The sequence below is a fragment of the Alloalcanivorax xenomutans genome (assembly GCF_032810065.1).
GTDB classification, from domain to species: Bacteria; Pseudomonadota; Gammaproteobacteria; order Pseudomonadales; family Alcanivoracaceae; genus Alloalcanivorax; species Alloalcanivorax xenomutans.
The window spans coordinates 3,789,272-3,800,236 of record NZ_CP136538.1 but is presented as its reverse complement, the minus strand read 5'-3'; the positions used below and the strand labels follow the sequence as shown (position 1 = coordinate 3,800,236).

Below are 10,965 nucleotides of genomic sequence, written 5' to 3'. Positions count from 1 at the left end.
CCCTATTCTGTAGGTAGGAATCGGGTGGCGAAAATCTGACAATCAAGTCAGTTCGTCACAGAACTGTAAGCGTGGAGCAGTAGTTTCATGGCAACTGTAAACCAGCTGGTGCGCAACCCGCGCAAAAGCAAGGTAGAGAAAAGCGACTCGGTCGCCCTGCAGGGCTGCCCGCAGCGTCGCGGCGTTTGCACCCGGGTGTACACCACTACCCCGAAAAAGCCGAACTCCGCGCTGCGTAAAGTGTGCCGGGTGCGTCTGACCAACGGTTATGAAGTGTCTTCCTATATCCCGGGAGAAGGCCATAACCTGCAGGAGCACTCCGTGGTGCTGATCCGTGGCGGTCGTGTTAAGGACCTGCCTGGTGTGCGCTATCACACCGTGCGTGGCACCCTGGATACCGCCGGTGTTCAGGATCGCAAGCAGCGCCGTTCCAAATACGGTGCCAAGCGGCCGAAGAAGTAAGTCGTAACCCTATTCATACAGCCGGGCGTTGCTCCCGGTAGGATGAGTAAGGCCGGGCCTGGTCCCGGATAACCTGAAGCATTCCCGCCCCGCGGGTAGTAAGAGGAACACATCCGATGCCAAGAAGACGCGTCGTTGCCAAACGTGAGATCCTGCCGGATCCGAAATTTGGAAGCCAGTTGCTGGCCAAGTTCATGAACCACGTAATGGTGGACGGTAAGAAATCCGTCGCCGAGCGTATCGTCTACGGCGCTCTGGATATCGTGACCGAGCGTAAGAGTGGCGAAGCCCTGGAACTGTTCGAGAAAGCCCTGGATAACATTCGTCCGGTGGTTGAGGTGAAGAGCCGTCGTGTTGGTGGCGCCACCTACCAGGTGCCGGTGGAAGTTCGCCCCAGTCGTCGTACCGCCCTGGCCATGCGTTGGCTGGTGGACTCCGCGCGCAAGCGGGGTGAGAAGAGCATGGCCCAGCGCCTCGCCGGTGAGGTGATGGACGCCGCTGAAGGTAAAGGCGCGGCGATGAAGAAGCGGGAAGACGTACACCGCATGGCGGAGGCGAACAAAGCCTTCTCCCACTTCCGCTTCTAAGGCAGAGCGTAGACAGAGTAAACCGGCCTGCGATCAGGCCGGTTTTTGTATTGGATTCAGAGACTCGAGGTTAGCAGCGTGGCACGTAAGACTCCTCTCAACCGCTATCGCAACATCGGTATCTGCGCCCACGTGGACGCAGGTAAAACCACCACCACCGAGCGGATCCTGTTCTATACGGGTGTCAACCACAAGATGGGTGAGACCCACGACGGTGCGTCGACGACTGACTGGATGGAGCAGGAGCAGGAGCGGGGTATTACCATTACCTCGGCCGCGGTGACTGCTTTCTGGCAGGGCATGGACAAGCAGTACGACCAGCATCGTATCAACATCATCGATACTCCCGGGCACGTGGACTTCACCATTGAGGTGGAGCGTTCTCTGCGTGTTCTGGACGGTGCCGTGGTGGTGTTCTGTGGATCTTCAGGCGTGGAGCCTCAGTCCGAGACGGTGTGGCGTCAGGCCAACAAGTACAGCGTTCCGCGTATTGTGTTCGTTAACAAAATGGACCGCGCGGGCGCCAACTTTGACCGTGTTTGCGATCAGATCCGCAATCGTCTGGGCGCCAAGGTTGTGCCGATCCAGTACAACATCGGTACTGAAGACGAGTTCAAGGGTATCGTCGACCTGATCCGGATGAAGGCGATCTTCTGGAATGAAGATGATCTGGGCATGAGCTACGAAGAGCGTGATGTCCCCGAAGAGGTGCTGTCCCGCTGTGAAGAGCTGCGTGAGCAGATGATGGAGGCGGCTGCCGAAGGCTCGGATGAGCTGATGGAGAAGTACCTCGAGAACGGTGAGCTGGATAACGACGATATCAAAGCCGGGCTGCGTGAGCAGGTTCTGGCCAACGAGATCGTGGTGGCGCTGTGTGGTTCCGCCTTCAAGAACAAGGGCGTTCAGGCCATGCTGGATGCGGTTATCGAGTTCCTGCCTGCTCCGGACGAAGTAAAAGCGATCCAGGGCACCTTGGAAGATGGCGAAACCGTTGAGTCCCGCAAGTCGTCCGATGATGAGCCGTTCGCGGCCCTGGCGTTCAAGATCGCCACTGACCCGTTCGTGGGTTCTCTGACCTTTATCCGTGTTTACTCCGGTGTGGTGAATTCCGGTGACAGCGTGATGAACTCCGTGAAGCTGAAGAAAGAGCGGATTGGTCGCCTGTTGCAGATGCACGCCAACAGCCGGGAGGAAATCAAGGAAGTTCGCGCGGGTGATATTGCCGCTTGCGTGGGGCTGAAGGATGTCACCACCGGTGACACCCTGTGTGATCCGAACAAGGTGATCGTGCTGGAGCGGATGGAGTTCCCCGAGCCGGTGATCTCCGTTGCGGTTGAGCCGAAATCCAAGGCGGACCAGGAGAAAATGGGTATCGCATTGGGTCGTCTGGCCCAGGAAGATCCTTCGTTCCGCGTGAAAACGGATGAAGAGACCGGCCAGACCATCATTTCCGGTATGGGTGAGCTGCACCTGGATATCATCGTCGACCGCATGAAGCGCGAGTTCAAGGTGGAAGCGAACGTGGGCGCGCCGCAGGTGGCCTACCGTGAAACCTTCACCAAGCCCGCCGACGTTGAAGGCAAGTTCGTCAAGCAGTCCGGTGGTCGTGGCCAGTACGGCCACGTCAAGGTTAAGTTCGAGCCGATCGACCGGGACGAGGAGTTCCAGTTCGAGGAACAAATCCATGGTGGTGTGGTGCCGAAGGAGTACTTCGGTGCGATCCAGAAGGGTATCGATGAGCAACTGCAGGCTGGTGTGCTCGCCGGTTATCCGATCCTGGGTGTGAAAGCCATTCTGTATGATGGCTCCTATCACGAAGTGGACTCCAACGAGAACGCCTTCCGCATGGCGGGTGGCCTGGCGGTGCGTAATGCCGCCAAGGAAGCCGGTGCGATCCTGCTGGAGCCGATCATGAAAGTGGAGGTGGTCACTCCGGAGGATTACATGGGTGACGTAATGGGCGACTTGAACCGTCGTCGTGGTACCGTCCAGGGCATGGACGACAGTGTTTCCGGCAAGGTGATCCGCGCCGAGGTGCCGCTGTCCGAGATGTTCGGTTACGCTACCGATGTTCGTTCCATGTCCCAGGGGCGCGCCAGCTACTCCATGGAGTTCCTGAAGTACGCCGAGGCTCCGCGCAACATTGCCGAAGACGTGATCAACGGTAAGAAATCTTAAATTTACGGTGAATTTGTAAAGGTATAGAACCGTGGCAAAGGAAAAGTTTGAACGTAATAAACCGCACGTAAACGTGGGCACGATTGGTCACGTTGACCATGGTAAGACGACGCTGACGGCCGCTTTGACGCGGGTGTGCTTCGAGGTGTGGGGCTCCGGTTCGGCGAGCGCCTTCGATCAGATCGATAACGCCCCGGAAGAGCGTGAGCGTGGTATTACGATCGCGACCTCCCACGTGGAGTACGACTCTCCGACCCGTCACTACGCGCACGTTGACTGCCCGGGTCACGCCGACTACGTGAAGAACATGATCACCGGTGCGGCGCAGATGGATGGCGCGATTCTGGTGGTATCCGCCGCTGACGGCCCGATGCCGCAAACCCGGGAGCACATTCTGCTGTCCCGCCAGGTTGGCGTGCCGTACATCGTCGTGTTCCTGAACAAAGCGGACATGGTGGACGATGAAGAGCTGCTGGAACTGGTTGAAATGGAAGTGCGTGAGCTGCTGAGCGACTACGACTTCCCGGGCGACGACACCCCGATCATCAAGGGTTCCGCTCTGAAGGCGCTGGAAGGCGATACCAGCGAGATTGGCATGCCGGCGGTGCAGAAGCTGGTGGAAACGCTGGACGAGTACATTCCGGAGCCGGAGCGTGCGGTTGATCAGCCGTTCCTGATGCCGATCGAGGACGTGTTCTCCATCTCCGGTCGCGGTACCGTGGTCACCGGTCGTGTGGAGCGTGGCATCATCAAGGTGGGTGAAGAGATCGAGATTGTGGGTATCAAGGATACCACCAAGACCACCTGTACTGGTGTTGAGATGTTCCGCAAGCTGCTGGACGAAGGCCGCGCGGGTGAGAACGTGGGCGTGCTGCTGCGCGGCACCAAGCGTGACGAAGTGGAGCGTGGTCAGGTTCTGGCGAAGCCGGGCTCGATCACCCCGCACACCAAGTTCGTTGCCGAGGTGTACGTGCTGAGTAAGGACGAAGGTGGTCGTCACACCCCGTTCTTCAACGGCTACCGTCCGCAGTTCTACTTCCGTACCACCGACGTTACCGGTGCCTGTACGCTGCCGGAAGGCACCGAGATGGTGATGCCGGGTGACAACGTGCAGATGGACGTTGAGCTGATCGCGCCGATCGCCATGGAAGACGGCCTGCGCTTCGCGATTCGTGAAGGTGGTCGTACTGTTGGCGCCGGCGTGGTGGCCAAGATCGTAGAGTAAGATAATTCAAGGCCGGGGCTTGCCCCGGCCTTCTTTTGTCTATATACTCTGCGCCCTCTTTCCAGTGTTAGTACTGGAAAGGGCGCGATCAACCGGGGCATCGTTCCCGGGCTTGTTTTGACACCCACCTCCTTCGGATGAGAAGGATGGGCGGGCTTTTTGCCATCTAAAGTATGGTTCGAAACAGTCTGGAGTTTGTTAGCTATGGCTAACCAGAGAATCCGAATCCGTCTCAAGGCTTTTGATCATCGCCTGATCGATCAGTCCGCCCAGGAGATCGTGGATACGGCAAAACGCACGGGTGCGCAGGTACAGGGTCCGATCCCTCTGCCCACGCGTAAAGAACGGTTTACGGTGCTGGTCTCTCCGCACGTTAACAAAGATGCGCGGGATCAGTACGAGATCCGTACCCACAAGCGGATGGTGGACATCGTGGAGCCCACGGACAAGACCGTGGACGCACTGATGAAGCTGGATCTGGCCGCTGGTGTGGATGTGCAGATCAGCCTGGGATAACTCAGCCTGAGACAACAACGTGCGGCCTGGCCGCAACAGGTTGTGAAGAGGTAGACAATGGCGATTGGTGTAATCGGTCGAAAATGCGGGATGACCCGGGTGTTCACTGAAGACGGTGTCAGTGTTCCGGTGACCGTGATTGAAGTGTCCCCGAATCGGGTGAGCCAGATTAAGACCGAAGAGACAGATGGCTACGAGGCCGTGCAAGTGACGGTTGGCGAGCGCCGCGCAACCCGAGTGACCAAGCCAATGGCGGGTCACTTCGCCAAGGCGGGCGTGGAAGCTGGCCGCACTGTGGGTGAATTCCGCGCTCCGGCGGGCGATTTGCAGGTTGGCGGCGAGCTGACCCTGGAAGTGTTCGAGGCTGGCCAGATCGTGGACGTAACCGGTACCTCCAAGGGTAAAGGTTTCGCCGGTACGGTTAAGCGTTGGAATTTCCGTACTCAGGACGCCACTCACGGTAACTCTCTGTCCCACCGCGCTCCGGGTTCCATCGGTCAGAACCAAACCCCGGGCCGCGTATTCAAGGGCAAGAAAATGGCGGGCCACATGGGTGCCGAGCGTGTGACGGTTCAGAATCTGGAAGTCGTGCGCGTGGACGTGGAAAAGAATCTGTTGCTGGTTAAGGGTGCGGTCCCCGGCGCGGCCGGTGGTGATGTGATCGTGATCCCGGCAGTGAAGGCGAAGGCCTGAAAGAGGAATAGAGGATGAATCTCAATACCGCCTCTGGAGGTACCGTTACTGTGTCTGAAGTCGCCTTCGGCAAGGACTTCAACGAGCCTCTGGTTCATCAGGTTGTGACTGCTTACCTGGCGGGTACCCGTCAAGGTTCCAAAGCGCAGAAAAGCCGCTCTGATGTCAGTGGTGGTGGTCGTAAGCCCTGGCGGCAGAAAGGCACCGGTCGCGCTCGCGCCGGTACCATTCGTAGCCCGCTGTGGCGTGGCGGCGGCAAAACGTTTGCCGCGGTGCCCCGTGACCACTCACAGAAAGTAAACCGCAAAATGTATCGTGGCGCGCTGCGCTGCATTTTGTCCGAGCTGGTTCGCCAGGAGCGCCTGGTTGTGGTGGACGACTTCTCCGTCGACACCCCGAAAACCAAGCAGGTGGCCGCCAAGCTCAAGGATCTGAACCTGAGCAATGTTCTCATCGTGACTGACGATGTGGATGAGAATCTGTATTTGGCGGCTCGTAACCTGCCGAAGGTCGACATTCGCGATGCTAGCGGTGTGGATCCGGTCAGCCTGATCGCCTTTGACAAGGTGTTGGTGACCGTGCCGGCTCTGAAGAAACTTGAGGAGGCGCTGGCATGAACAAAGAGCGCATTTTAAAAGTGCTGCTTGCACCGCACTTTTCCGAAAAGGCCACTGACGCCACCGAGCGCAGCAATGCCTTTGCTTTCAAAGTGGCAAAAGATGCCACCAAGGCGGAAATCAAGGCCGCCGTGGAAGCGCTGTTCGAGGTTAAGGTGCGCAACGTTCGGACTTTGAACGTGAAAGGCAAGCGCAAGTTCTTCGGTCGTGTCGCCGGTAAGCGTAGCGACTGGAAGAAGGCCTACGTGTCCCTTGAACAAGGCCAGGATATCGACTTCCTGGGCGCTGAGTAAGGTAAGGGAGTGAGTAATCATGGCGATTGTTAAGACCAAGCCGACTTCTCCGGGCCGCCGCTTTGTCGTAAAGGTGGTCAATGAGGAGCTGCACAAAGGTGCTCCCTACGCGCCCTTGCTGGAAGCCAAGGCCAAGAACGGCGGCCGTAACAATAACGGCCGTATCACCACCCGTCATAAAGGTGGTGGTCACAAGCAGAAATACCGCGTAGTGGATTTCCGTCGTAATAAAGACGGTGTCCAGGGTGTGGTGGAGCGTCTGGAATACGATCCGAACCGTTCCGCGCACATCGCGCTGGTGAAGTATCTGGATGGCGAGCGTCGTTACATTCTGGCGCCAAAGGATCTGAAGGCGGGCGATCGTGTTCAGTCCGGCGAAGATGCCCCGATCAAGGTGGGCAATACTCTGCCGCTGCGCAACATTCCGCTGGGTTCCACGATTCATAACGTGGAACTGAAGCCCGGTAAAGGTGGTCAGCTGGCTCGCTCCGCGGGTACTTCTGTCCAGCTGCTGGCGAAGGACGGACAGTATGTGACCCTGCGTTTGCGCTCTGGCGAGATGCGTAAGGTGCACGCTGAATGTCGCGCCACCATCGGGCAGGTATCCAACAGTGAGCACAGCCTGCGCTCGCTGGGTAAGGCCGGCGCAACCCGCTGGCGCGGTGTTCGTCCCACCGTTCGCGGTGTGGCCATGAACCCCGTGGATCACCCCCATGGTGGTGGTGAAGGGCGTACGTCCGGTGGCCGTCATCCGGTAACCCCCTGGGGTGTGCCGACCAAGGGCCACAAAACCCGTACCAACAAGCGCACCTCCAAGATGATTGTGCGCGACCGTCGTAAGTAAGGGATAGAGAGAGGTTCAGGCTGTGCCACGTTCACTGAAAAAAGGTCCGTTTCTGGATCACCACCTGTTGAAGAAGGTGGAAGAAGCGGTGGAAGCCGGCTCCCGTAAGCCGATCAAAACCTGGTCCCGTCGCTCCATGATCATCCCGGAGATGGTGGGTTTGACCATCGCGGTACATAACGGCCGTCAGCATGTTCCGGTATTGGTTTCCGAGCACATGGTGGGCCACAAGCTGGGCGAATTCGCCCTGACCCGTAACTTCCGCGGGCATATCGTGGACAAAAAGGCTAAGCGATAAGGTGACAGCCATGGCGACTGAAGTTGCAGCCCGTCTGCGGGGCGCAAGAATTTCGGCTCAGAAAGCCCGCCTGGTGGCCGACCAGATCCGAGGTCTGGAGGTGGAAAAGGCGTTGAATGTTCTCGCCTTTAGCCCCAAGAAGGCGGCCAAGATTGTTAAGAAGGTGCTGGAGTCCGCGATTGCTAACGCGGAAAACAACGACGGCGCCGATGTGGATGAGCTGAAAGTATCCACCATCTACGTGGATGAAGGCATGTCGATGAAGCGTATTCGTCCTCGCGCGAAAGGGCGGGCGGATCGCATTCTCAAGCGTACCTGCCACATCACTGTAAAAGTCTCGGAAGGTCAGGAGTAACCAGATGGGTCAGAAAGTTCATCCGATCGGTATTCGTCTGGGCATCGTCAAGGAGCACAACTCCCTGTGGTATGCGGGTCCCAAGACCTACGCAGACTGCCTGGTAACCGATCTCGAGGTGCGTGAATATCTGTTCAAGCGCCTCAAGAATGCCTCGGTGAGCCGGATTAAAATCGAGCGTCCGTCCGAAAACGTCCGCATCACTATCTCAACGGCTCGTCCGGGGATCGTGATCGGCAAGAAGGGCGAGGACGTTGAGCGCCTGCGTCGCGACGTAGCAGCCAAGATGGGTGTTCCGGTGCACATCAACATCGAGGAAGTGCGTAAGCCTGACGTGGATGCTCGCCTGGTAGCCGATAATATCGCTGGCCAGATCGAACGTCGTGTTATGTTCCGCCGCGCTATGAAGCGAGCGGTGCAGAACGCGCTCAAGGCCGGTGCCGAAGGTATTCGGGTCCAGCTTTCTGGTCGTCTGGGTGGTGCCGAGATTGCTCGTACGGAATGGTACCGTGAAGGTCGCGTGCCGCTGCATACTCTGCGTGCGGACATCGATTACGCCAACGTGCGTGCTGAGACCACCTACGGAACCATCGGTGTGAAGGTCTGGATCTTCCGTGGCGAAGTGCTCGGTGGCATGGAGCAGGTTCAGGAAGAGCAGAAGCAGTCCAAGGGCGCGAAAAAGCGCGGCCGTGGTTAAAAGGTAACGAACGATGTTGCAGCCGAAGCGTACCAAATTCCGGAAAATTCATAAGGGCCGTAACCGTGGCCTGGCACAGCGCGGCAACAAGGTGTCTTTTGGCACCATCGGCCTGCAGGCCACCGGCCGTGGCCGGATCACCGCGCGTCAGATCGAAGCGGCTCGTCGGGCCATGACCCGTCACATCAAACGGGGCGGTAAGATCTGGATTCGGGTCTTCCCCGATAAGCCGATTACCCAGAAACCGCTGGAAGTGCGGATGGGTAAAGGTAAAGGTAGCGTGGAGTACTGGGTAGCCCAGATTCAGCCGGGCCGCATGCTCTACGAAATGGAAGGTGTTTCCGAAGACGTGGCGCGTGAAGCGTTCCGTCTGGCCGCAGCCAAGCTGCCGGTCAGCACCCGTGTCGTGACTCGGACGGTGATGTAAGCCATGAAAGCGAGCGAACTGAAAGAAAAGAGTGTTGAGCAGTTGCGCGAGCAGCACCTTGAGCTGCTGGAACAACAGTTCAAGCTGCGCATGAAGAAAGCATCCGGTCAGCTTTCCCAAACCCATCAGCTTGGGACGGTCCGCCGTGATATTGCACGTGTGAAGACCATTCTGCGGGAAAAACAGGGTAACTAATCATGGCAGAGGCGAAACAGAAACTGCGCCGGACCGTTACCGGTAAAGTGATTTCCAGTAAAGGTGATAAGACCATCACCGTATTGGTTGAGCGCCGGGTACAGCACCCCATTTATGGCAAGATCATCAAGCGTTCTACCAAACTGATGGCTCACGATGAGCAAAACCAGTGTGGCGAAGGCGACCTGGTCACCATCGAAGAATGCCGTCCGCTGTCCAAGCGTAAAAGCTGGATGCTGGTCAGCGTAGTGGAGCAGGCCGTCAAGGCCTGATGAGAGAATGCTGTGGCTGCCTGCACAGGGCAGGAGTTGGAGAGAGTAAGCGATGATTCAGACCGAAACCATGCTCGAAGTCGCCGATAACAGCGGCGCTCGTCGAGTGCAGTGCATCAAGGTGCTGGGTGGCTCCCACCGCCGCTATGCAGGCATTGGTGACATCATCAAGGTCACAGTAAAGGAAGCGATTCCGCGTGGTCGTGTTAAAAAAGGCGACGTGATGAGCGCTGTCGTGGTACGTACCCGTCGTGGTGTACGTCGCCCCGATGGTTCTGTGATTCGTTTTGACGAAAACGCCGCGGTCCTGTTGAACAACAACAAGGCTCCGATCGGCACCCGGATCTTTGGGCCGGTGACCCGTGAACTGCGTAATGACCAGTTCATGAAGATCATCTCCCTGGCACCGGAAGTTCTTTAAAGGCGGGTTAAGGCAATGCTCAAGATCAAGCGCAATGACGAAGTCATCGTAATCGCGGGCAAGGACAAAGGTAAGCGGGGCCAGGTACAGCGTGTGCTCCCTAACGGCCGCCTTCTTGTCTCCGGTGTGAACATGGTGAAAAAACACGTTCGCGCCAACCCTAACCGCGGTATTCAAGGTGGCATTGTTCAGCAGGAGGCGGGTATTCACGCTTCCAATGTGGCCATCTGGAATGCGAAGACCCAGAAGGCCGATCGTGTCGGCGTCCGTTTCGAGGACGGCAAAAAAGTGCGGTTCTTCAAGTCCAACGGCGAAGCGCTGGACGCGTGAGGTTAGGTGAACCATGAGTGATCTGAAGAAGGTTTACAACGAAGAGATTGTGCCGAAACTCCGCGATGAGTTCGGTTACAAGAACGTCATGGAGGTGCCCCGCATCACCAAGATCACCCTGAACATGGGTGTGGGTGAAGCGGCCGCGGACCGGAAGGCGATCGAAGGTGCGCTGTCGGATATGACCGCCATCGCCGGTCAGAAGCCGCTGGTCACCAAGGCACGCAAGTCCGTGGCGGGCTTCAAGATCCGTGAAGGTTGGCCGATCGGCTGCAAGGTGACCCTGCGTAACCGTCGTATGTACGAGTTCCTGGAACGCCTGGTATCCGTGGCAATCCCGCGTGTCCGTGACTTCCGGGGTCTGAACCCGAAGTCCTTTGACGGCCGTGGCAACTACTCCATGGGTCTGCGGGAGCAAATCGTGTTCCCGGAAATCGATTTCGACAAGGTCGACAAGCTGCGTGGTCTGGATATCACCATCACCACCACGGCCAAGACCGATGACGAAGCACGGGCGCTGCTGCGCGCCTTCAACTTCCCGCTGAAAGGCTAAGA

General features: G+C 57.9%; 18 protein-coding genes. All 18 read left to right on the top strand.

Going from position 1 to position 10,965, the window contains the following annotated elements; all coding sequences use genetic code 11:
* The first annotated feature begins 87 nt into the window (after positions 1–87).
* The 18 genes from rpsL to rplE all read left to right on the top strand — a co-directional run bounded on the left by rpsL (position 88) and on the right by rplE (position 10,963).
* Positions 88–462, top strand: coding sequence for a 30S ribosomal protein S12 (rpsL, locus tag RYH70_RS17575; protein WP_014996117.1), 375 nt, complete (start codon positions 88–90; stop codon positions 460–462).
* Positions 463–578: 116 nt separating this feature from the next.
* Positions 579–1,049, top strand: a complete 471-nt coding sequence (gene rpsG / locus RYH70_RS17570) for a 30S ribosomal protein S7 (RefSeq protein ID WP_014996116.1) — start codon at positions 579–581, stop codon at positions 1,047–1,049.
* 78 nt (positions 1,050–1,127) lie between these two features.
* Positions 1,128–3,227: an elongation factor G gene (gene fusA / locus RYH70_RS17565; RefSeq protein WP_063141496.1), complete on the top strand. Its 2,100-nt coding sequence runs from the start codon at positions 1,128–1,130 to the stop codon at positions 3,225–3,227.
* Positions 3,228–3,258: 31 nt separating this feature from the next.
* Positions 3,259–4,452: an elongation factor Tu gene (gene tuf, locus RYH70_RS17560; RefSeq protein WP_026949537.1), complete on the top strand. Its 1,194-nt coding sequence runs from the start codon at positions 3,259–3,261 to the stop codon at positions 4,450–4,452.
* Positions 4,453–4,656: 204 nt separating this feature from the next.
* Positions 4,657–4,968 (top strand): 30S ribosomal protein S10, encoded by a 312-nt coding sequence (gene rpsJ, locus RYH70_RS17555; RefSeq protein WP_022995848.1) that lies wholly within the window; start codon positions 4,657–4,659, stop codon positions 4,966–4,968.
* A 57-nt stretch (positions 4,969–5,025) separates the two neighbouring features.
* Entirely contained in the window at positions 5,026–5,661 is a 636-nt protein-coding gene (gene rplC / locus RYH70_RS17550) for a 50S ribosomal protein L3 (RefSeq protein ID WP_026949538.1), read from the top strand.
* A 14-nt stretch (positions 5,662–5,675) separates the two neighbouring features.
* Positions 5,676–6,278, top strand: a complete 603-nt coding sequence (gene rplD, locus RYH70_RS17545) for a 50S ribosomal protein L4 (protein ID WP_014996111.1) — start codon at positions 5,676–5,678, stop codon at positions 6,276–6,278.
* Positions 6,275–6,571, top strand: a complete 297-nt coding sequence (gene rplW, locus RYH70_RS17540) for a 50S ribosomal protein L23 (RefSeq protein ID WP_022995846.1) — start codon at positions 6,275–6,277, stop codon at positions 6,569–6,571. Before rplD ends, rplW begins: the two co-directional genes overlap by 4 nt.
* Positions 6,572–6,590: 19 nt before the next feature.
* The gene (rplB, locus tag RYH70_RS17535; RefSeq protein ID WP_022995845.1) at positions 6,591–7,415 is read left to right on the top strand and encodes a 50S ribosomal protein L2; all 825 of its coding nucleotides are present in this window, start codon (positions 6,591–6,593) and stop codon (positions 7,413–7,415) included.
* 22 nt (positions 7,416–7,437) lie between these two features.
* Positions 7,438–7,713, top strand: a complete 276-nt coding sequence (rpsS, locus tag RYH70_RS17530) for a 30S ribosomal protein S19 (protein WP_014996108.1) — start codon at positions 7,438–7,440, stop codon at positions 7,711–7,713.
* Between the two features lie 10 nt (positions 7,714–7,723).
* Positions 7,724–8,068 carry a 50S ribosomal protein L22 gene (gene rplV, locus RYH70_RS17525; protein ID WP_022995844.1) on the top strand — a complete coding sequence of 115 codons (345 nt, stop codon included), beginning with the start codon at positions 7,724–7,726 and terminating at the stop codon, positions 8,066–8,068.
* Positions 8,069–8,072: 4 nt separating this feature from the next.
* Complete coding sequence (gene rpsC, locus RYH70_RS17520) at positions 8,073–8,765, top strand: 30S ribosomal protein S3 (RefSeq protein WP_022995843.1); 693 nt, start codon at positions 8,073–8,075, stop codon at positions 8,763–8,765.
* 13 nt (positions 8,766–8,778) lie between these two features.
* Positions 8,779–9,192, top strand: a complete 414-nt coding sequence (gene rplP, locus RYH70_RS17515; RefSeq protein ID WP_014996105.1) for a 50S ribosomal protein L16 — start codon at positions 8,779–8,781, stop codon at positions 9,190–9,192.
* Between the two features lie 3 nt (positions 9,193–9,195).
* A complete protein-coding gene (gene rpmC / locus RYH70_RS17510; protein WP_014996104.1) occupies positions 9,196–9,387 on the top strand; it encodes a 50S ribosomal protein L29 in 192 nt (63 codons plus the stop codon).
* A gap of 2 nt (positions 9,388–9,389) precedes the next feature.
* Positions 9,390–9,659 carry a 30S ribosomal protein S17 gene (gene rpsQ, locus RYH70_RS17505; protein WP_022995842.1) on the top strand — a complete coding sequence of 90 codons (270 nt, stop codon included), beginning with the start codon at positions 9,390–9,392 and terminating at the stop codon, positions 9,657–9,659.
* 52 nt (positions 9,660–9,711) lie between these two features.
* Positions 9,712–10,080: a 50S ribosomal protein L14 gene (gene rplN, locus RYH70_RS17500; RefSeq protein WP_014996102.1), complete on the top strand. Its 369-nt coding sequence runs from the start codon at positions 9,712–9,714 to the stop codon at positions 10,078–10,080.
* 15 nt (positions 10,081–10,095) lie between these two features.
* Entirely contained in the window at positions 10,096–10,410 is a 315-nt protein-coding gene (rplX, locus tag RYH70_RS17495; protein ID WP_022995841.1) for a 50S ribosomal protein L24, read from the top strand.
* A 13-nt stretch (positions 10,411–10,423) separates the two neighbouring features.
* Positions 10,424–10,963 (top strand): 50S ribosomal protein L5, encoded by a 540-nt coding sequence (rplE, locus tag RYH70_RS17490; RefSeq protein WP_022995840.1) that lies wholly within the window; start codon positions 10,424–10,426, stop codon positions 10,961–10,963.
* Positions 10,964–10,965 lie beyond the last annotated feature (2 nt).

What these genes read in the sequence shown, in the direction of transcription:
- rplC (WP_026949538.1), top strand. Translation starts at nt 5,026, where the DNA reads ATGGCGATTGGTGTAATCGGTCGAAAATGCGGGATGACCCGGGTGTTC.
- rplD (WP_014996111.1), top strand. Translation starts at nt 5,676, where the DNA reads ATGAATCTCAATACCGCCTCTGGAGGTACCGTTACTGTGTCTGAAGTC.
- rpmC (WP_014996104.1), top strand. Translation starts at nt 9,196, where the DNA reads ATGAAAGCGAGCGAACTGAAAGAAAAGAGTGTTGAGCAGTTGCGCGAG.
- rpsJ (WP_022995848.1), top strand. Translation starts at nt 4,657, where the DNA reads ATGGCTAACCAGAGAATCCGAATCCGTCTCAAGGCTTTTGATCATCGC.
- rplV (WP_022995844.1), top strand. Translation starts at nt 7,724, where the DNA reads ATGGCGACTGAAGTTGCAGCCCGTCTGCGGGGCGCAAGAATTTCGGCT.
- rplE (WP_022995840.1), top strand. Translation starts at nt 10,424, where the DNA reads ATGAGTGATCTGAAGAAGGTTTACAACGAAGAGATTGTGCCGAAACTC.
- rplP (WP_014996105.1), top strand. Translation starts at nt 8,779, where the DNA reads ATGTTGCAGCCGAAGCGTACCAAATTCCGGAAAATTCATAAGGGCCGT.
- rplX (WP_022995841.1), top strand. Translation starts at nt 10,096, where the DNA reads ATGCTCAAGATCAAGCGCAATGACGAAGTCATCGTAATCGCGGGCAAG.
- rplN (WP_014996102.1), top strand. Translation starts at nt 9,712, where the DNA reads ATGATTCAGACCGAAACCATGCTCGAAGTCGCCGATAACAGCGGCGCT.
- rpsQ (WP_022995842.1), top strand. Translation starts at nt 9,390, where the DNA reads ATGGCAGAGGCGAAACAGAAACTGCGCCGGACCGTTACCGGTAAAGTG.
- rpsG (WP_014996116.1), top strand. Translation starts at nt 579, where the DNA reads ATGCCAAGAAGACGCGTCGTTGCCAAACGTGAGATCCTGCCGGATCCG.
- rplB (WP_022995845.1), top strand. Translation starts at nt 6,591, where the DNA reads ATGGCGATTGTTAAGACCAAGCCGACTTCTCCGGGCCGCCGCTTTGTC.
- rpsL (WP_014996117.1), top strand. Translation starts at nt 88, where the DNA reads ATGGCAACTGTAAACCAGCTGGTGCGCAACCCGCGCAAAAGCAAGGTA.
- rpsC (WP_022995843.1), top strand. Translation starts at nt 8,073, where the DNA reads ATGGGTCAGAAAGTTCATCCGATCGGTATTCGTCTGGGCATCGTCAAG.
- rplW (WP_022995846.1), top strand. Translation starts at nt 6,275, where the DNA reads ATGAACAAAGAGCGCATTTTAAAAGTGCTGCTTGCACCGCACTTTTCC.